General features: G+C 69.0%; 22 protein-coding genes, 1 tRNA gene and 1 pseudogene. 13 read left to right on the top strand and 11 right to left on the bottom strand.

The genetic code is table 11. The features are described 5' to 3' along the window. Window positions 1-28 precede the first annotated feature (28 nt). A complete protein-coding gene (locus EAD96_RS30085; RefSeq protein WP_121686609.1) occupies window positions 29-1021 on the bottom strand; it encodes a zinc metalloprotease in 993 nt (330 codons plus the stop codon). 271 nt (window positions 1022-1292) lie between these two features. Here EAD96_RS30085 and EAD96_RS30080 point away from each other — a divergent pair. Then, window positions 1293-1366: transfer RNA gene (locus EAD96_RS30080), tRNA-Gly, on the top strand. Between the two features lie 90 nt (window positions 1367-1456). Here EAD96_RS30080 and EAD96_RS30075 read toward each other — a convergent pair. Further along, window positions 1457-2644: a tyrosine-type recombinase/integrase gene (locus EAD96_RS30075; RefSeq protein ID WP_121686608.1), complete on the bottom strand. Its 1188-nt coding sequence runs from the start codon at window positions 2642-2644 to the stop codon at window positions 1457-1459. A 2-nt stretch (window positions 2645-2646) separates the two neighbouring features. Then, window positions 2647-2910, bottom strand: coding sequence for a helix-turn-helix domain-containing protein (locus EAD96_RS30070; RefSeq protein WP_233586235.1), 264 nt, complete (start codon window positions 2908-2910; stop codon window positions 2647-2649). A gap of 420 nt (window positions 2911-3330) precedes the next feature. Here EAD96_RS30070 and EAD96_RS30065 point away from each other — a divergent pair, with 420 nt between their 5' ends. Beyond that, window positions 3331-3840, top strand: a complete 510-nt coding sequence (locus tag EAD96_RS30065) for a hypothetical protein (RefSeq protein WP_147457960.1) — start codon at window positions 3331-3333, stop codon at window positions 3838-3840. Window positions 3841-3874: 34 nt separating this feature from the next. Here the strand turns inward: EAD96_RS30065 and EAD96_RS30060 are convergent, their stop codons facing one another. From EAD96_RS30060 to EAD96_RS30045, 3 genes are all read right to left on the bottom strand, one after another. Then, complete coding sequence (locus EAD96_RS30060) at window positions 3875-4738, bottom strand: hypothetical protein (RefSeq protein WP_121686605.1); 864 nt, start codon at window positions 4736-4738, stop codon at window positions 3875-3877. A gap of 1300 nt (window positions 4739-6038) precedes the next feature. Then, on the bottom strand, window positions 6039-6557 hold the full coding sequence (locus EAD96_RS30055) for a hypothetical protein (RefSeq protein ID WP_121686604.1): 519 nt from the start codon (window positions 6555-6557) through the stop codon (window positions 6039-6041). Window positions 6558-7357: 800 nt separating this feature from the next. Continuing rightward, a complete protein-coding gene (locus EAD96_RS30045; protein ID WP_121686603.1) occupies window positions 7358-7756 on the bottom strand; it encodes a hypothetical protein in 399 nt (132 codons plus the stop codon). Window positions 7757-7836: 80 nt separating this feature from the next. Here EAD96_RS30045 and EAD96_RS30040 point away from each other — a divergent pair, with 80 nt between their 5' ends. The 5 genes from EAD96_RS30040 (at window position 7837) to EAD96_RS30940 (ending at window position 11218) form a co-directional block, all read left to right on the top strand. Beyond that, a complete protein-coding gene (locus EAD96_RS30040; protein WP_121686619.1) occupies window positions 7837-8229 on the top strand; it encodes a hypothetical protein in 393 nt (130 codons plus the stop codon). 219 nt (window positions 8230-8448) lie between these two features. Beyond that, window positions 8449-8868 carry a hypothetical protein gene (locus EAD96_RS30035; protein WP_121686602.1) on the top strand — a complete coding sequence of 140 codons (420 nt, stop codon included), beginning with the start codon at window positions 8449-8451 and terminating at the stop codon, window positions 8866-8868. A gap of 105 nt (window positions 8869-8973) precedes the next feature. Continuing rightward, window positions 8974-9819 carry a helix-turn-helix domain-containing protein gene (locus EAD96_RS30030; RefSeq protein ID WP_121686601.1) on the top strand — a complete coding sequence of 282 codons (846 nt, stop codon included), beginning with the start codon at window positions 8974-8976 and terminating at the stop codon, window positions 9817-9819. Window positions 9820-9917: 98 nt separating this feature from the next. Continuing rightward, the gene (locus tag EAD96_RS30025; protein ID WP_233586234.1) at window positions 9918-10895 is read left to right on the top strand and encodes an alpha/beta hydrolase; all 978 of its coding nucleotides are present in this window, start codon (window positions 9918-9920) and stop codon (window positions 10893-10895) included. Window positions 10896-10960: 65 nt separating this feature from the next. Continuing rightward, the gene (locus EAD96_RS30940) at window positions 10961-11218 is read left to right on the top strand and encodes a hypothetical protein (protein WP_147457959.1); all 258 of its coding nucleotides are present in this window, start codon (window positions 10961-10963) and stop codon (window positions 11216-11218) included. 50 nt (window positions 11219-11268) lie between these two features. Here the strand turns inward: EAD96_RS30940 and EAD96_RS30020 are convergent, their stop codons facing one another. After that, entirely contained in the window at window positions 11269-12045 is a 777-nt protein-coding gene (locus EAD96_RS30020) for a hypothetical protein (protein WP_121686600.1), read from the bottom strand. A 161-nt stretch (window positions 12046-12206) separates the two neighbouring features. Here EAD96_RS30020 and EAD96_RS30015 point away from each other — a divergent pair, with 161 nt between their 5' ends. Continuing rightward, the gene (locus tag EAD96_RS30015; RefSeq protein WP_121686599.1) at window positions 12207-12818 is read left to right on the top strand and encodes a dihydrofolate reductase family protein; all 612 of its coding nucleotides are present in this window, start codon (window positions 12207-12209) and stop codon (window positions 12816-12818) included. Here the strand turns inward: EAD96_RS30015 and EAD96_RS30010 are convergent. Both EAD96_RS30010 and EAD96_RS30005 read right to left on the bottom strand, forming a co-directional pair. Continuing rightward, entirely contained in the window at window positions 12797-13318 is a 522-nt protein-coding gene (locus EAD96_RS30010; RefSeq protein ID WP_121686598.1) for a GNAT family N-acetyltransferase, read from the bottom strand. The genes EAD96_RS30015 and EAD96_RS30010 overlap by 22 nt on opposite strands. 9 nt (window positions 13319-13327) lie before the next feature. Next, window positions 13328-13723: a VOC family protein gene (locus EAD96_RS30005; RefSeq protein WP_121686597.1), complete on the bottom strand. Its 396-nt coding sequence runs from the start codon at window positions 13721-13723 to the stop codon at window positions 13328-13330. 88 nt (window positions 13724-13811) lie between these two features. Between EAD96_RS30005 and EAD96_RS30000 the strand changes: the two genes are divergently transcribed. The 4 genes from EAD96_RS30000 to EAD96_RS29985 all read left to right on the top strand — a co-directional run bounded on the left by EAD96_RS30000 (window position 13812) and on the right by EAD96_RS29985 (window position 17366). After that, a complete protein-coding gene (locus EAD96_RS30000; RefSeq protein ID WP_121686596.1) occupies window positions 13812-14705 on the top strand; it encodes a LysR family transcriptional regulator in 894 nt (297 codons plus the stop codon). Between the two features lie 32 nt (window positions 14706-14737). Next, entirely contained in the window at window positions 14738-15304 is a 567-nt protein-coding gene (locus EAD96_RS29995) for an NUDIX hydrolase (protein WP_121686595.1), read from the top strand. Window positions 15305-15381: 77 nt separating this feature from the next. Further along, window positions 15382-16434, top strand: coding sequence for a MerR family transcriptional regulator (locus tag EAD96_RS29990; protein WP_121686594.1), 1053 nt, complete (start codon window positions 15382-15384; stop codon window positions 16432-16434). A gap of 50 nt (window positions 16435-16484) precedes the next feature. After that, window positions 16485-17366, top strand: coding sequence for an LLM class flavin-dependent oxidoreductase (locus EAD96_RS29985; protein ID WP_121686617.1), 882 nt, complete (start codon window positions 16485-16487; stop codon window positions 17364-17366). Here EAD96_RS29985 and EAD96_RS29980 read toward each other — a convergent pair. Both EAD96_RS29980 and EAD96_RS29975 read right to left on the bottom strand, forming a co-directional pair. After that, on the bottom strand, window positions 17363-17776 hold the full coding sequence (locus tag EAD96_RS29980) for an ASCH domain-containing protein (RefSeq protein WP_121686593.1): 414 nt from the start codon (window positions 17774-17776) through the stop codon (window positions 17363-17365). The genes EAD96_RS29985 and EAD96_RS29980 overlap by 4 nt on opposite strands. 53 nt (window positions 17777-17829) lie before the next feature. After that, window positions 17830-18378, bottom strand: coding sequence for a phosphoribosyltransferase family protein (locus EAD96_RS29975; RefSeq protein ID WP_199733343.1), 549 nt, complete (start codon window positions 18376-18378; stop codon window positions 17830-17832). A gap of 160 nt (window positions 18379-18538) precedes the next feature. Between EAD96_RS29975 and EAD96_RS31310 the strand changes: the two are divergent. Continuing rightward, a pseudogene (locus EAD96_RS31310) lies at window positions 18539-18719 on the top strand (septal ring lytic transglycosylase RlpA family lipoprotein); the annotation flags it as partial.

The raw sequence follows: 18719 nt of genomic DNA, 5'->3' as shown, positions 1-18719 counted from the left end.
GGGCCGGCACCGGTACGTGGTGCGAGGGTCAGGCCGCGCGGTAGGCGTTCCACGCGGTGAGCATGCGGCTCGCCTGGCCGGCGGTGAACTGGTACATGCAGGAGTCGTACGTGTAGTCCATGAAGTTGGTGATCGGGTCCTTGCCCGCGGTCGAGCAGGTGTCCCGCCCGGTCGGGCACTGGTACGCCGGGGACGCCTCGGCCGGGGTGTCGGAGACGCTGTCGCCCGAGCCGGAGCAGCCGCCCTGGAAGGTGTGGTAGAGGTTCAGCCAGTGGCCGACCTCGTGGGTGCCGGTGTCACCCTGGTTGTAGTTGGTCGCGGTGCCGCCGGGCAGCGACTCGTTGAGCACGACCACGCCGTCCATCTTGTCCAGCGTCCGCTTCGGGAACGTGGCCCAGCCGAGCAGGCTGTCGCTCAGCTCGCCGAGATAGATGTTCAGCGTGTTCTTGCCGCCCTCACGCAGCGAGGTCTTCATCGAGCGCTCGGCGGAGGAGCCCTGCACGATCGGGTACCACGACGGGTTGGTCACCCGGTTGATCTTCGTGAGCTGGAACCCGAACGCGGTGGCGGCGCCGCCGGTCGAGCCCGCGTACGACTGGTTCAGCACGGTGATCTGCTGGTTGATCATCGAGTCGGTGATGTTGCCACCGGCCCGGGTGCTGTTCTCCTGGATGACGTGCACGACGACCGGGATCGTCACGGTGGCCAGCGGCGCGACGGCGCCGGTCCGGAAGTTGGCCCGCTCGCGCTGCGCCGCGGCGAGGTCGGCCTCACGGTCACGGACCTGCTGGGCGGTCAGGTGGTTGGGGTCCAGCTTGGCGTTGCCACCCTTCGCGACGCGCGCGTTCGCGTGCTCGTCGGCGTGGGCGTCGGCCGGCTCGGCGCAGACGCCGGCCGGGGCGGCCGAGAAGGCCGAAGCAGCGGGGACGACGCCGACGGCGGCGGTGCTGAGCAGCAGCGCGAGGGTCGACGTCGCGACACCGGCGGTACGCCGGGTCAGCAGGTTGGGACGGAGTCCCATGGGCCCACCTCTTTCTGACGGCGTGCCAGGGGGTGTGTCACGCCGGTTCGGAAACGTGGGGCAGACGTTACATCTCATCGACAGATTTGAGAACGCCCATATGTTGCCGACGTGCAACTTCGCGCCGGCCGGCCCCGGCCCTGTGCTTGATCCACTCCAGCTCGGGGAGGTGGCGGGGTCAACCGCCCGCCGATGCAGCCACCTCGCCGAAGTGGCGCGCGGGCACCTGGATGCACGGGGGTGGGGGCCTTCAGGTAGAGTGGTGCCGCCTGCGGGTGTAGTTCAATGGCAGAACATCAGCTTCCCAAGCTGACAGTGCGGGTTCGATTCCCGTCACCCGCTCCACGCACGGAAGCCCTGGTCAGGACAGACGTCCCGCCAGGGCTTCCGTGGTTCTAGGGCATGCTGAAACAGCGGCGGGCCATTAGCGGGCCATTAGCTCGCCTCGGCGGCCCGTCCGTCGGTCTCTGCTACCCGCTTGGTCTTGCGCTTGCTCGGCTTGCGCCGGGCCGCATTGACGGCCTTGTCGATCGCGTCGGCGATGCCCTGGTCGGCCTCCCGATTAGCGTGCTGGTAGATCAGCGCGGCACGCGGGCTGTCGTGGCCCATCCGCGCCATGATGTCCCGCAAGCTCGCGCCCGGTGCGCGCGATGCGAGGGTGTTGCCGGTGTGCCGCAGGTCGTGAAAGTGCAGCCCGGCAGCGCCGATCGCTGCTACCGCCTCGGGCCACTTGACCAGCTTGTTGAAGTTGCCGCGCCAGAGGTTCCGGCCGCTCTCGCCGGTGAACACGAACGCCTCGGGTGCCTCGCCGACATGACTGCCCATGTGCTGTTTCCGCAGAGGTAGTGCCGCCTTGGGTAGGGCTACGGTCCGCGCGCCCGCCCGCGACTTTGGCGGGCCGAGGATCAGACCGGTTCCCCGATGCTCGACGAACGCCTGTCGCACCTGCACCGTGCCGGCCGACAGGTCGACGTCACAACGTTGCAGGGCGACCGCCTCACCCCACCGCAGGCACCCGAACGTCGTGACCAGGATCAGCGCCCGGAAGCGCTCCGGCATCCGCTCGGCCAGCTCGAAGATCTGCGGGACGGTGAGGACCGGCCGCTCTGCGGGCTTCTCCTGGTCGGCACCGACGACGCGGCACGGGTTGACCCTGATCAGTTCGTCCTCCTTGACGGCGGTCATGAGGACCGCGCGTAGCAGCCGGTACGCCTTCGCGGCCATCGTCACCGACACGCCCTCAGCCAGCAGCCGTGACCGCCACTCGCGGACCATAGGCGTGTCGATCCGATTCAGCGGCATGTCGCCGAGGTGCGGCGTGATGTGCCTGCCGAGGGTCCAGCGGTACAGGTGCACGGTCCGGGGCCGCAGGTTCGGCCGCTCGGCGATCCACCGCTCGGCGTAGTCCCGCAGGCGCACCTTGCCGCGCTCGGGATCGATCCATTCACCTCGGGCTATCTGCACCTCGATCAGGGACAGGTATCGCTCTGCCTCGGGCTTCCGGGCGAAGGTCTGCGGTGCGGAGCGCATCCGGCCGTCCGGACCGGGGTAGCGAACCTGATACCGGCCTGACTCCCGCTTGCGGATACTCCCGAATCTGCGGTGTCCGTCTTTGTTCGCCATGATCAGGCAACGCTCCTCAGGTCACGCCATACGGTCTCGGCAGTCATGGGCTCGACACGGGTCGCCTGTACGAAGGCGGCGAGGTCGGCGGGGTCGAATCGGATGGATCGGCCGAGCCGGTGGAACGCAATGCGTCGTTCGGCGACCGCTCGCCGGAGGTAGCGCACACTCATGCCGATGCGCTGGGCAGCCTCCTCGATGGTCAGCAGCTCGGTGGGTAGTTGCAGCGGGCTTTGGTTCGGTGCATTACGCGGCCTGGTCGGCATCATGGGGGCCTTTCAGTCGACGTAGGTCACTTGTTGAGGATCGGGGATGGACCACCGCAGAACGGCGTAGAGCGGCCCGCTGAGAGCGCCGTAGAGCCAAGATCCGAAGGCAAGGCAAGCCCGGTCGGCTTTCCAGGAAAGCGCCAGAGCCGTCTTGGGGGTCAGGGACGAACCTCAGCGCCGTCACTGAACAGCTTCGATCCCATCCCGCCGCACTGGCCATGCAGTTGGGCGACGAGGTCGTGGCACCAGTGGCCGAGCGCGCACGATAGGCCGAGGTCATGTACGCGGACGGATACTGTCGAACGAAGCGTCGACAGACCGGCGGTCGTAGGTCAACATGTTCGGTGCAAGTCGATACCGCCGCCAGGCTGGAGGGCAGCGGGAAGAGTACGAAGACTAATCGTGACGGAGGCTGGCTTGAAGTTTCCAGACAACAGCACTCTTCGTGACCTCGGCTTCCTGGTTGTCCTTTCAGCCACTCTTGAACAGACCATGGCGCTTCTTTACTGCATGGTTCTAGATGAGGACGCGGCCGAGTATGAGCACTATCTGAGCGGGCCATCGCGGGTTACAGTGGCTGGCCGTCGCGCCGTCGACCAGTTGCGCGCGGATGGCCACGATGATCTCGCAACCGAGTTGTCGGAATGGAACGAAGCCTGCGAGGAGGCGCGCCAGCAGCGACACCGGATGGTTCATTCGATCCCGTATGCGTCAGGCGCGGATGGAGCTTTCTTTCGATGGTGGCACCCCAAGAGCGGCGACGTGGAAAAGTTCGACGGCGTAGTCGCGCTCATCATGCACAGCAGCTTTGTAGAATGCCTTTTAGAGGGGAGGGCGCTTGGGGACCGAATTCATGATCGGGTCTGCTCGGCCAAGCAACACTTGCCGCCACTCGCCGGTCCAGCGGGCGTCGACTCCGACTCCTAGACCGCTACAGGCCACTGAAAAAGCTCCGGTTCTGCTATTCCCACTCGTCCGGGGCTAGGCCGTCGTACCGCATGTCGCCGATGGCCTGCCAGATAGCTTCATCGTCGAACTCAACAGGGGCAAGGTCGGGGTCAAATGAGTCTGATGCCGGATCGAGTGCCTCAGAAGAGCGCATGAGCTTCACTAGAAACCGGTTGGCCCCCGCTAGCAGATCGGGGTTCTCCGTCCAGAAGCCGAACTCAAGGCTGCGGCGCGACGAGCTCGTGAAGTTGGCGGATGAAATCCAAAGCCGGACTGGGGTGAACCCCCTTACGTCAACCACGCCGGCCGGCGAGTCGTCCTCGTCGTGCCACCAAAGGTGACCAAGGAGCGCCATCTTGGCATGGATAATGGGCGGCATACCCCCGCCCGGAGTCGCGGTCCTCCTGAACCCGAGTGTTCGGATTGTTGGTATCGATCCGTCGTACATGCGGGAGTAGGGGCCGATGACGACTGGCCGGTCGTTTTCCTTCGGGGCCAGTCCGGTCAGTTCTGAAAAGGCCTGAATTGGCATGCCGGGCGTTCGCTCGTTTAGCTTCGCCAGCGGCGCTAGCTTCCTTAACTCGGTCGGCCGACGGCCCTGTTTACTTACCACGACACATGCAGCCGCCAAGTCACCCAACCTGTCGATCAACTCCGCATCATTAATCCACATTGCCGATCCAAGGAGTGCTGGACCATCGGAGCGGAAGGTCTGCCACCGCGGCTGCGGATGATGGGTGAACTCCCCGATGCCGTCGATCAGCCCACGCAGGACGTCCCGCCCGAAGTAGGCGCGGTCGGTCTCATGTTCGCCTACTTGGAACTCGTCGTCGAACTCAGCTGTGAATAGCCGCTTCGCCACATCGTCGTCGGACACAGCGCCCAGGATAGCGATGACAGCTGATGTTCACCCAAGCGCTTCCGGGCTGTCGTCCCGCTGGCCGAGCCGTCCCCTGGCATGTCAGTCAACGTGACCAAGCGGCGGACGACCAGCTACGTCAAAGAGAGGTCACCGGCAACCTGGCTCACCAGTGATCGGAGGGCGAGAAGGCGAGGTCATCCCGCCCTCGGGCAGGCCTCACGCGACGATCTGAGCTGTGAGGGTAGCGATAGCGGCGATGAGGGTCGCTAGCGCCGTGACCAGGCCGGTTGCAGCAGTGAGATAGCTGATCCGACGCCGGTGCTGGTCCTCGCTGAGCCTTGTCGAACGCCGGCGCCGCTGGTCTTCGCTTCGCTTGGTCCGTTCATCCCGGGTTGCTAACCTGGGCATCCGATCTCCCTAGGTGGTTCGTCGCACGCGGATCAACACGGAGGTTCAAGGCGGCACCCGTTCCTAGGCGGGTGCCGCTCCGTGTCTCTAGAGGTTGTACACGACGGTGTGACAACTTCCCTGCGACCGAGGCCGCGTTCGAACTTCAGCCGTGTAAGTCCCCTGGGAGATGGATAGCACTCCACCGCTCAGCTGCTCAACAGCACTGGTGGACGAGCCTCGGGACAACCTGTGGACCCCGGTGGACAGGCATGTGCGCAGCTTGTGCACGGGATGTGGACAAGTGAAGGGGAATTGAAAGCAAAAGCCACCCGACCTGCTGATGTGCAATCCCCACCCTGTGGACAGACGACTTCGGGTTGGGTGTAGGCGACGACCGGACAATTTTCGGTTACCCGCGAGTCGGAACAAGGCAGAGAAGCTTGTCGGGGGCATGTGGTAGAGAGCCTGCGGAGCTAGTCGTCTTTGGAGATCATCTGGCACAGATGCGGCACAACTGAGAGCGGCCAGGCATGAAAAGCAAGGAGAGAGGCCGAGAGTGGGAGGTCAGGTCAGAGCGCCGGTGAGCCTGCTCTGGATGTATCCCAGCCGTCTCGTGGCTTAGGGGTTCAAGCCTCAGCCTCACTTGAGTCCGTGCCCGCTACGTGCCCGATACAACGGTCAACATCGGCCAGCGGAGGTCCGTCGCAGAGCTTGACCGAGTCGCGCATGCTTCAACGACCTGCGGGCACCAGGCCCGGGGGCCGCAACTCAATCCGATTCCCAAGCTGACAGTGCGGGTTCGATTCCCGTCACCCGCTCCATGTACGAAGGCCCTGGTTGGGATGAGAGTTCCCGGCCGGGGCCTTCGACGTTCCACGGTCCGGGGATCATGCTACGTGCCATTAGCCCGTCATACGGCCAACTGCTACGCCGCGAGTAGGTCAGCCAGTGCTTCCATGTGAGCGACGCGCTCACGGTGCTGTCGGGCCTGAAGTACCAGGTTCGCTACGATGAGTGCCGGATCCGACTCCGGCGCATCGATCTTGAGGTGCTGCCTGATCCAGGGTGCGATCTCGCTCCAGCGGTAGAAGGATGTCCCCTCACGGGCTGGGTTGACCGGCGGTGGGAAGGTGCCAGGACCGCGGTCCCCTGTGGCGTATCGCCGCACCGACTCCCGGCTCTGGCCGATGCGGTCCGCTACGTCGGCCAGGGTTACCAGATCTTGGTCTACGACACGTAGTGCTATCAAGCCGACGCCGTCGAGCTCGCGTACTGCTGACGCGATCGCGTCAGCCATGGTTTCCGCCTCCCGGTCGAACTCGCCGATTGGAAGGCCGTTCTCTGAGCCGAATGCGGCATCGTCACAGCCTGCGGCGAACAGAGCATCCAGTTCATCATCGGTAGGCTGCCGATCCAGCACCACCTTAAAGACGTGGGCCGTCATCGCCTACCTCCCTCCGGCCTCAGGCTGCTGAAGTTGGTCCCGCTGGCGGCAAGGGGTGGGTGTGGTTCCGAGTGAAACGCTCGATCTGCTTTGCGTGTGTGCCCGCATCCTGTGGAGTGGCCCAGACGCTTCGGCTGGCGGAACAGGGCAGGCAATCTACCTTCCCCCACCGGTGGCCCCGATGAATCTCGTCCACGACGAGGCCGGCATCCTCAGCCCGGCGAAGCGCATCGGAGATCTCCTTCTTCGGGTGCCGTCCCCGACTCACCATTCTCTGCTCCTCGGTACACGTGACGTAGCGCTTCGTACATTCGGGTGCCTCCGTATGTAAGGAATCTCTTGGCGATCAACTCGGCGCATTTAGTTGGGGATTTGAGGCCGAGCCGGTAGCTGTCGGGGTGTCGCCCGTGACTCGACGCCTTCTGCCAAAAGGGCTACTCGTCGAGGTGGTGCCATAGTACACCGGCCGGTGCAGGAGTGCACCGGCCCTGGCAGCGCCCAACTGCGCTTCTGCTGCAGGCAGGCCAGCGATGTCCTCGACTGCTAGGCGCGGTGCCGGGTGCCTGATCCAGTTCTAGGAACCCGAGCAGCGCCGGGTGCCACGTGACGCCTGACGCCTCGGTGATGATGGAGGTGCCCGAGGTGAGAGCCTTGTGACGTCCGTAAGGAAGAGATCCGGGACGGCCTACTCGTCGGCGCGCTGATCAGTGATCCTTTTCGAAGGAAGGTGCCTCAGGCTACGTCTGACTTCGGGCTCGATGGCTCAATTCTTCAAGATCCTGCCTCATTGCAACGTCAGCTCAGGTAGTAAGCGGCTCTCCACCTGCCTGCTCGGCCACGGAGAAGTAGTCAATGTCGCCCGCGGCCTCGCAGCCGTGCAGGTAGCGGAATGCTTCTGTCGCATCCTCGGAGCCGTCGGCCCTCAAGTGCGCCTTGGTGGCGTCCAGTCCCGCTCCGCAGAGCAGTTGGACGTCCATTGAGCAGTGGGCATCCCAGCTCGACTCCTTGGCCTGCCAGATGACGAGCACGTCGCCGAGTTGGCCTGCGTTGAACAGTTGCAGGCAGCACAGCTTCATGAGTTCGGTGTCCTGGTCGTGCTGATCTAGGTCCGCCTGGGCTCGGAGCATCTCGCGGATGTGAGGCAGGCCGGCGTCGGTCGGCCGCAGGCCGTAGTGGCGAATGATCTCGTCGTCGTTCACCGCTCTCCTTCGCGCGACCTGGCGCCGTCCGCAGGCGTCGTCGGGTGCCAGGCGTGGAGCCGGCGCCTATGGTTCTGCGCGTGAGTGAGAATGCGTTCGTCTTCCCGGCCGTGTCCAGGGCGGACGTGTTGCGGCTCCTGGGTGCCCTCGGTGAGACCCAGCCGGATCAGTGGGTCGGGCCGGGCTCGGTCTTCCTCTGGCTGGTGGAGGAACACCGTGACCTGTACCTGGACTGGGAGCCCGAGATGGTGGCGGAGTTGGAGCGCGCTGTCGGCGAGCGGCCGGCGTGGGCGGTCCAGGTGAACTACCGGTTGTCGCGGCGGCAGGAGGCAGTGGCAGCGATCCGGACGCTGCTCGGACGCGGTGGTGTCGCGGTGGACGACTTCGTCGGTCACGTCTGGACGGTCCAGGAAGTCGAGACCGATTCCGTCGTCCGTGGTGGCAGATTCGGCGAGCCGCCGGTTCGCACCTGACGTGCGGACGAGGTAGGGCTGCTGACGCCGGTGACTGGGGCGGTGAGCATCGGGAGAAGCGGCTCATGGCGAGACGCAGGCCGGCGATGTCGGACGTCGCGAACCAGGCCACGGCGTCGTGCTCGTCCGGTGCCCTGCGAGCCGGTCGCGAGGCCGCTGCCTGTCGGCCGTCGTCGGTACGATCGCGCGATCCCCATTTGTTGATCAACGGAGAGAACCGTGCAACTGCGCCTGAAGTACGCGCCCGTCCCGGAGAACGCAGCCCGGTTCGCGGGCGACATCGTGGTGTCAGCGGCCCAGGTCAGCGGCGTGCACCTGGACTACACGCCGGACAGCCTGACGTCTGTGGACGCCATCCTCGACGGCTTTCGGGCCGAGGGCCTCGCGGCTGGACAGGTGGCGGAGACTCTCTTCGGCTTCGGTTGCTATGTCGGCGAGGTGCTGACCCGCCATGCCGGTGGACGGTGGCGCGCAACGGCGGCAGACGAACTTGCCGTCGTCGGATGGCCCATGGTGGTCGAGCTCGGCGGGCAGCGCTGGTGCAATCCGATTGCGAAGGCCTTCAAGCGACTGGAGAACGGTCCGGAGGACAGCCTCCGGTACTTCTATGCCGTGTTCGCACCGGGCGGAGCCCGCTAGGGAGGGCTCATCAGCTCGCCGACTGGGCCGCTCACGTGTCCCGGGACGCCGCCTGGACCAAGGCGGATCTCCGGAGTCGGTTGAGGTGACACGTACCATCGTGATGTGCGACCTACCGAGCCGGTGCGCTCCGGTTCGCCCGCCTGGGACATCGCGGTTCCGCAACGACCGGGCCGGTTGGCGGGGGTCACCATGGCGGGTTTCAGCGATCGGGCTGACGCCCCGGTCGAGGTCGAGGTCGTGCCACACCCCGCCGTCATGGTGATCTTCGACCTCGGCGATCAGCCGCTCGTCGTCGACGACGGTGCCGGCCGGCAACAGCGAGGCTGCGTCACCGCCGGACTCGCGTCACCCCCTGGCGCCCAAGGACGAGGACAGGCCGGAAGCTTCGCGTGCCTTCAGGTGCGGCTGTCGCCTGTGATCGCGCACGCGGTCCTGGGTGCCGCATCGGAGTTGAGCGGGACCGTGACAGCCCTCGACGACCTCTGGGGGCGCGACGCCGCGCGAATCCAGGAGCGACTGCGCGCCGCCCGATCCTGGGACGACCGGTTCGCGATGGCCGAGGTGGCGCTGGCCCGGCGTCAGGACGTGGGCCGCGCGGTCGATGCGGAAGTCGCCTACTGCTGGAGGCGGATGGTGGCCGGCGGGGGACAGGTGCGGGTCGAGCGGTTGGCGGCCGAGGTCGGATGGAGCCGCAAACGGCTGTGGGCCCGATTCCGGTCCCAGATCGGACTCACCCCCAAGCGCGCCGCCCAACTCATCCGGTTCGATCGTGCGGCCCATCGCCTCGCCGCGGGTCAGAGCGCCGCAGCGGCGGCGGCAGACAGCGGTTACGCCGACCAGTCGCACCTCCACCGAGACGTCATGACCTTCACCGGAGCGACGCCCACGACCGTGGCGAACGCACCGTTCCTCGCCGTCGACGACGTCGCCTGGCCCGCCCGGCCCTGACGCCGGAGGGTGGGGAGTCCGTCCTGACATTCGTTCAATCCACCGGCATGCACCGGCTGTGACAGTGAGTCCACAGCGTCTGCATCCCGGAGGACACCATGAGAGGCAAAGCCCCACTGGGCACCCGGATCCTGAGGGACACCCTGGACTGGGAGGCTCTGACCGACGAGCAGGTGATCGCCGCGCGCGAGAAGGCCAACCGAGTGGCATCGTCTCGTGCCGCACGGATCATCACCGGCTTCCCGGACCGCCGTGCACACATCGAGGCAACCTCCATCGATCTTCCAGGTCGACGCCTGGGCCTGCGCGTACACCGACCGAAGGACACCGGCCGGAAGCTGCCCCTGGTCGTCTCGTTCCACGGCGGAGGCTTCTTCGCGGGGACGGCTGCCCAGAACGACTGGCTCAACAGCCACCTCGCGGCCCGGTGCCCGGCGGTGGTCGTCTCGGTGGAGTACCGCCTCGCCCCGGAGCACCCGCTACCCCAACCGATCGACGACGGCTACGGCACCGTCGTCCGGCTCGTCGAAGATGCCGCCCAGTGGGGCGTCGATCCCGCAGCCGTCGCGGTCATGGGCGAGAGTGCCGGTGGCACGATCGCCGGACTCATCGCCCTGCGCGCCCGCAAGGACGGCCCGCCGCTGAGCGCCCAGGCGCTGCTCTACCCGGGCACGGACTGGACGGAGAGCATGACCGAGTACCCCTCGATCACGGAGAACGCCGACAACCCCACGCTGTCGGTGTCCCGGCTGCGCGCGGCCCGCAAGGTGAGCCTGCCGCCCACGCTCGACCCGCGCAGCGTGTCACCCCTCATGTTCGACGACCTCAGCGGACTGCCGCCGACACTGGTGATCACCGCCGCACTGGATCCGCTGGCCGACCACGGAAGCCGCTACGTCGAACGACTTCGCGAGGACGGCACCGACGCCCGCCTGACCTGCTACCCGAGAGCCACCCACACCTTCCTGAGCACTCCCGGTCTGGTGCCGGCCGCCCGGCCGGCGCGCCGCGAGATGGTCGCCTTCCTGCGCAGCCGTCTTCATCCGGTGCCCCCAGACCGGTTGTCTCCGGTTTGACCGGATTCAAGGCGTGGCTGATCGAGCGTCGAGATACGTGCGTCGTGGGCCGGAGGGTGGGCCGTATGCGTGCCTGTGCCGAGCTGCGACCGGACTGGCCTGAGCAGTTCGAAGAAGTGCGGAGCCGGCTCGCTGACGGGATGCCGGTAGATGCAGCCATCGCTCTGATGCGCGAGCGCGGCCTGGGCTGGCTGGAGTCGAAGAAACTTCTGTGGCACCTGGTGGTGCCGGATGTTCGCGCGGTGAGGCTGCTGATCGAGGGCAGCGCTACTTGGGCCGATCGCCGTTCGAGAGCTGGCCGGCGCGGGCGACAGGGGGCGTGACCGCAGTGAAGGCCCTGGCCAGGACGTGAGTCCCGCCAGGGCTTTCGACGTCACTCAGGCCACGGGCGCCTGGAGCGCCACCGCGAGAGCGGTTTGTCGTACCGCTCGGAGTCGGGAAGGCTGAACCGGCGGATGTCCTCGAGCAGTTCGGCCGACGCGTCGTACTCGCGCAGGACGGTGGGCGCGTGTCGGATCACCCACAGTTGCAGCGCGGGGGTCCACGCGTCGATGTCGTGCCAGCTCGGCCACGGCAGCGCATCGCCCCGCAGGTCGTACATCCACTCATCGATGGCCTGGACCAGGTGTCGCCGGGCCGGCTCGTCGGCCAGCGCCTCCGCCCAGTCGGCCAGCCACGGGGTGAGCTCTGTGGTGGCCTCGGCGAGGAACGACAGGGCCGCATGGGCGGGCACCTTCGCGTCGGGCTCGACCAGGACGTGCACCCACCACACGTTCAGGAACTTCCGCAGGGCGGCCTGTTGCTCTCTCGGCCACTCGTGCCAGGGGGAGACGGCGAAGAAGTTCGCCAGACTGCCCAGCCCGTCCATCAGCACGATTCGGCCGGTCACGAGGTGCTGGGTCACCTGGGGCAGGATCCGGCGCAGCAGCAGACCGGGATAGTGCCAGTCCGTGGTCCAGTACGTGCGACGAAACAGGTCGTCGTCGAGCGGCACGTCCGGCGTCTTCAGCAGCGCCAGTTCCTCCGCGCTGCCCCAGTGGCACTCGCAGTTGGACTCCTGCTCGTGGGCCGTCATGCCCTGGAACGCGACGGCCACACCCGCCAGTGCCTCGTCCAGGAGGACGCTTGTCTCAGTCCGATCGGGGATCATGGCGAAATCCGCCTTCGAGGACTCCGGAAGGCGTACGCCTGCCGAAGAGAATGATCTTACGCTGGAGGCGACAGGGGCACAGGTGATTCCCCGGCGGCGATGAGTTGCGGGTCGTGGCCGGGTCTGCCGGTTGACGGAGCAGAAACCGGAGGAGCGGACCCATGGGCAAGCTGATCGTGACAGAGTTCCTGACCCTCGACGGCGTGGCGCAGGCTCCCGGCGAACCCGACGAGGACCGCGAGGGTGGCTTCAGCCACGGCGGCTGGCAGTTGCCGCTGCTCGACGAGAAGTCCGGCGCGGTGATGTTCCAGCAGGCGAGCAGCATGGACGCGCTCCTGCTGGGCCGCAAGACGTACGACATCTTCGCCGGCTACTGGCCGAAGGCACCAGCGGACATCCCCTTCACCGGGCTGCTCAACGGCGTGCCCAAGTACGTGGCCAGCCGTACGCTCGCCGAACCGCTGACCTGGGCGAACTCGTCGCTGGTGCAGGGTGACCTGGCCGAGCGAGTCACCGAGATGAAGGCCCGCCACGACGAGGTCCACGTGATCGGCAGCCTGGACCTGGTGCAGTCGCTGCTGCGCCTGAGCCTGGTCGACCGGCTCAACCTGTGGCTGTACCCGGTGGTGCTCGGCACCGGGAAGCGGCTGTTCGGCGAGGGAACGGTGCCGAGCGCGCTGCGGCTCACCGAGTCGGTCACCCACGCCCACGGCACGCTGCAACTGACGTACGAGCCGGCCGGCGCGCCCGCCTACGGGGACGCGGCTGCGTAGGGAGCGCGGAGGTCGAGCGTGTGCCGCAGGCCGGGCTCCCCGTCCAGATCCACCGCGCAGTCGGGCACCGAGCCGTCCGGCACGAAACCGGCACGCCGGAGCACCGCCAGCGAGGCCGGGTTCGCCAGGGCCGCCGAGGCGACCAGCCGGCGCAGCCCGTACTCGGTGCGGGCCAGGTCGCAGACGCGCCGTACACCTTCACTCGCGAGCCCGCGCCCGGCGGCGCGCTCGGCCACCCGGTAGCCCAGCTCGGCGCTGCCGCCTGCGACGTCGACCAGGTTGAACCGCCCGAGCACGGTGCCGTGGTCGCCGACCAGCACGTGGAAGTGGCAGGTGCCGCGTTCCTGCTCGTCCAGCAGGGCCGCGTGCCGGGCGGCGTACCCGGTGAAGAAGTCGTCGCCCCGGTCGGGTACGTACCGGGCGAAGTACGCCCGGTTGTCCCGCTCGAACCGCAGCACGGCGGGTGCGTGGTGGGCGGCGAGTCGTTCCAGCTCCGGCATCGGACCAGGTTAGGCGTCGGCCGGATAGCAGCGCAGTTCGATTGTGTTGCCGTCCGGGTCGCTGACGTAGATCGAGGTGGCGGTGCCGCGCGCGCCGAAGCGCGGGACCGGGCCGGTCAGCACGGTGAACACGCCGGAGTCGACCACCCGCTGCCAGTCGACCGGTTCGACCACGAGGCAGAAGTGGTCCACGTTGGACCCGGCCGGGTCACCCTTGATCAGGTCGATGATGGTGCCGGCGTCGACGCGTACGGACGGGAAGGGCACCTCGCCGGCCCGCCACCTGTCGACCCGCACCGGGGCCAGGCCGAGCGTGCCGCAGTAGAAGTCGAGTGAGCGTTCGACGTCGCTCACCGCGAGCACGAGGTGGTCGAAACCGGTCACCGTCACGAGATCGTTGTGCATGCCGTCAACCCTGGTCCGGCGCGCCACCGGGACCAAGCCCGATCCGGACTACGATCGTTGACCCGCAGGCAACGACGGAGGTGGTCCGGTGCTGGAGCGGTACGAGGTCGAGACGTTCCTGACCCTGGCCGAGGAACTGCATTTCGGGCGGACCGCCGAGCGGCTGCGGGTGAGCACCGGCCGGGTCAGCCACGTGGTGCGCAGGCTGGAACGCCGTATCGGCGCGCCGCTGTTCGAGCGCACCAGCCGGGTCGTCCGGCTCACCCCGATCGGCGCCCGTCTGGCCGAGGAGATGCGCCCGCTGGTGGCCGGCATCGAGGCGGCGGTGCAGCGGGCCGTGGACGCCGGGCGCGGACTGGCCGGCGAGCTGCGGGTGGCGTACGTCGGTGAGTCGACGGCCCCGGTGCTGCTGCGCGCGGTGGCCCGGTTCACCGAGCGTCACCCGGACTGCGAGGTGCACGTGCACGAGGCGCCGCTGGCCAGCACCCGGTCGAGCCTGCTGGACGGCACGATCGACGTGCTGATCGCCTCGTACCCCTTCGACGGCATGGCGAACGGCCCGGTGCTGATGCGCGAGCGCCGGGTGCTCGCGGTGGCCGCGGGCCACCCGCTCGCGGCCGAGGAGTCGGTGTCGCTGGAGGTGCTGGGCGACCACCCGGTGGTGCAGTACCCGGCGGTGACCTCGACCGCGTTCAAGCAGGACCGCACGCCGGACCGCACCCCGGCGGGCCGCCCGGTGCCGAAGGGCCCGGTGGGCGGCAGCTTCTCCGAGATGCTGGCGCTCGTCGCGCTGGGGCGCGGGGTGCTGCCGGTGGGCGAGCAGGCCCGGCAGTTCTACGCCCGTCCGGACGTGGCCTACGTGCCGATCCACGACGCGCCGCCGATCTGTCGCGGTCCGGTGTGGCCGGCCGGGAACACCACGTCCCGGGTACGCGAGTTCGTCCGCGCGGCGGTCGACGCCAATCCGCTGCCGCCGGACTGACCTCGTCGTACCCGGGTGGCAGCATCGGCGGGATGCGGGACGAGATCCGGGCACTGGTCGACGAGCTGACACCGGGTGACGAGCAGGAGGCGCGACACCGGGAGGCGGCGCTCGCCTGGCTGGCCGGCACGGAGGACATCTTCCGCCGGGCCAAGCCGCGTACGCCGTCGCCGCACCTGGTCGCGTACTTCCTGCTCCGCGACCCTGCCGACGGCGCGGTGCTGCTGGTCGACCACCGCCTCGCGGGCATGTGGCTGCCCAGCGGCGGGCACGTCGAGCCCGGCGAGCACCCGGCCGACACGGTGCGCCGCGAGCTGCGGGAGGAGCTGGGTGTGGCGGCGGTCTTCGCGCCGCCGTTCGGCGAGCGCCCGGCGTTCCTCACCGTCACCGAGACGGTCGGCCCGCCGGAGCAGCGGCACACCGACGTCAGCCTCTGGTACGTGCTGTCCGCCCACCGCGGCCAGCGGTTCACGCCCGATCCGGTGGAGTTCGCCGGCATCCGCTGGTGGACGACGGCCGAGGTGGCCGGGGCGCCGGCCGGCACGATCGAGCCGCATCTGGGCCGGATGCTGACCAAACTGGCGGCAGCGACGGCTTGACCCGTCCCCTGCGGCAAGGCTCAGCGTGGTCAGTGCCGGTCGCGGTGACCGGCACGAGGAGCGCGAGGGAGGACACGGTGCGACTGCTGACCATCGGCGCGTTCGCCCGCGCGACCGGCCTGAGCGCCAAGGCGTTGCGCATCTACGACGACTGCGGGCTGCTGCCCCCTGCTGCTGTGGACCCGCACTCGGGCTACCGCTACTACGCGCCGGAGCAGGCGGACCGGGCGCGGCTGATTGCCGGGCTGCGCCGGGCCGGGATGCCGCTGGCGGAGATCCGTACCGTCTGCGGCCTGCCGCCCGTTGCCGCCGCCGAGGCGCTCGACGCCTGGTGGCGGCGGGTCAGCGCGGACACCGCGGCCCGCGGCCGGGCCGTCGCGCTCCTCGTCGACAGGCTCAGCGAGAGGGGCACCACCATGTCCGAGACGACCTTCCGGTACGCGGCGCGCTGCGAGACCGGCACGGTCCGCGATTCCAACGAGGACACCGCGTACGCGAGCGCCACGCTGCTCGCGGTCGCCGACGGCGTACGGGGCCCGGCCGGGTCCACCGCCAGCGCGGAGGCGGTGGACGCGCTGCGGCCGTTGGAGCAGGCGGACACGCCGCAGGCCGATCTGCTCGCCGCGCTGGCCGACGCGGTGACCCGGGCCGACCGGGCGGTACGCGGGCACGCCACCGACGCCGACCAGCCCGCCACCACGCTCACCGCGCTCGTACGGCGCGGCACCCGGCTCGCGCTGGTGCACGTCGGGGACAGCCGGGCGTACCTGCTGCGCGGCGGTGAGCTGTCCCGGCTCACCCAGGACCACACGTACGTGCAGACGCTCGTCGACCAGGGGCGGCTCACGCCGGCCGAGGCAGGGGCGCATCCGCAGCGGGCGCTGCTGGCCCGGGCGCTCGGCGCGGGCGCGGAGGTGGAGGCGGATCTGGCGCTGCGGACCGCGCTGCCCGGCGACCGCTACCTGCTCTGCTCCGACGGCCTCTCCGCAGTGGTGGACCCGGGCGCGCTGCACGCCGCGCTGGCGGAGGCGGACGACCCGGAGGCCGCCGTCGAGCGCCTGGTGGAGCTGGCGTACGCGGCGGGCGCGCCGGACAACATCGCCTGCGTGGTCGCCGACCTGGCGGCGTGATCACCGCGACCCGGGCCGGGTTGTCCGGCCCGGGTCGTACCCTGGCGATCATGCGAATCGGCATCGTGATCCTGCCCGACCAGCGCTGGTCGGAAGCGCGCCGGCGGTGGGCCCAGGTGGACGAGTGGGGCTTCGACCACGCCTGGACCTACGACCACCTGGGCTGGCGTGACCTGGTCGACGGCCCGTGGTTCGACTCGTGGACGACGCTCACCGCGGCGGCCGGCGTGACGTCCCGGGTGAAGCTGGGGACGCTCGTGGCCTCGCCGAACTTCCGGCACCCGGCGGCGTTCGCCCGGCAGGTGACGGCGCTCGACGACGTGTCCGGCGGCCGGGTGCTGCTCGGCCTCGGCGCGGGCGGCATCGGCTTCGACTCGGCCGTGCTCGGCGGCGAGACGCTGCCGCCGCGGCAGCGCGTGGACCGGTTCGCCGAGTTCACCGAGCTGCTCGACGCGATCCTGCGGGAGGACGGCACGACCTGGCGCGGGGAGTGGTTCACCGCTGTGGACGCGCGCAACAACCCCGGGTGCGTCCAGCAGCCCCGGGTGCCGTTCGTGCTGGCCGCGAACGGTCCCCGCTCGATGCGGCTGGTCGCCCGGTTCGGGCAGGGCTGGGTCACCACCGGGCTCGGCGGCGACGACGTCGAGACCTGGTGGGGCACGGTGGCGGAGCTGTCCGAGCGGATGGACCGAACGCTGGAGCAGGCCGGCCGCGACCCGGCGACGCTGGACCGCTACCTGTCGCTCGACTCGGCACCGGTGTTCTCGCTGACCAGCGCCGGCTTCCTCGCCGAGCAGGTGACCCGGGCGGCCCGGCTGGGCTTCACCGACGTGGTGACGCACTGGCCCCGGGCCAGCAGCTGGTACGCCGGCGACGAGGCGGTGCTGGTGGAGGCGGCGGCGCTGCTGCCGGAGCTGCGCCGGGCCGGCTAGGTGCCGACGCTGCCCTCGGTGGAGACCAGCCGGAACCGGAGGCAGACGATCCGGGTGTCGTCGGTGACCGGGCTGCCCTGCCGGGCCCAGTAGGCGCCGTGGCCCTCGCGCCACTCCTCGATCGACCGGTCGCCCTCGCCCTCGGCGCGGGCGAAGTCCCACGGCACGTCGGCGAAGCGCACCACCTCGACGCCGGTGACCTCCACGACGCCGACGAGCGCGTCGTCGTCGTCGACCAGGACCAGTCGCTCGCCGACGTACTCCAGTTCCTCGTTCTCGTCGTCGTACTCCTGGACCAGCCCGGCGGTGGCGGTCTTCACGCCGGAGAGCACGAGGGTGTTGAGCCGGGTGCGCAGCTCGCCGGGCGTGCCGAGGGCGAGTGCGCGCAATCCACCGATGCGGGGCCACATGCTGCCGACGCTACGGCACCGTACCGCCGTCGTTCATCCGGTTTGCCGGCGTCTCACGGCAACTCGTCGCCGGTGACCAGGGCGCGCAGACCCAGCCGCTCGCCGACCTCGGGCGGGCAGGTCGCGACCAGTGCGGCGGCACCGATCAGGTCGGCCCCGGCGTCCCGGACGACCCGGCCCAGCGCGTCCAGTTGCGCGCCGGTGTCGACCCAGTCGTCGACCAGCAGCACCCGGTCGCCGGGGTTCAGCCGCCGGCCGTCCACGCCGACCCGCAGCTGCCGTCCCCGGTAGTCCGGGGGTGTCTGCGCCCAGCGCGTCGGTCCGACCCGGCGCCGCTCGCCGCCGTCCTTGTACGCGGGCAGGAAACCGGCTCCGGCGGCGACCGCGACCAGCGGGCCGAGCAGCAGCCCGGTCACCTCGGGGGCGATCACGACGGTCGGGCGGTCCTCGGGGAACAGCCCGGCCAGTGCCGGACCGACCCGGGCGAGCACGTCGGGATCGCGCCACCAGCCGGAGATGTCGCTGACCAGGTGGGTGCTGCCCGGGCCGGGGTCGATCCATCCGAACAGCTCGATCAGGCGACGACTCAGCACGGTTTCCATCCTGGCGGATCGGTGGGCCGTTCGGCCGATCGACTGTGGCGTGATCGGCTACACGTACCAGGGTAAATGCGGGCATAGCACCATGATCACGTTGACTTCGGAAGTGCTTCTCTCGTTACGGTCCGGGCCGGTTTGTTCAGCTGACGAAAGGACCGGGCCGGTGGCTGCTAGGCACCTTCGTACCCGCAAGTTCTCCTCGCCCGCCGCCATCGCCGCGACCGCGGCGGTCGGTGTGGCGCTCGCGGTCGGCGGTACCGTCGGCGCCGTGCGGCTCACCTCCGCCGAGCCGCCCGCCGCACCGGTCGCGGTCGAGACGCTGCCCAGCACGCCCGCCCCCACGT

The sequence above is a fragment of the Micromonospora sp. BL1 genome (genome assembly GCF_003667485.1).
Lineage (GTDB): Bacteria > Actinomycetota > Actinomycetes > Mycobacteriales > Micromonosporaceae > Micromonospora > Micromonospora tulbaghiae.
This window is presented reverse-complemented; position numbering and strand designations above follow the sequence as displayed.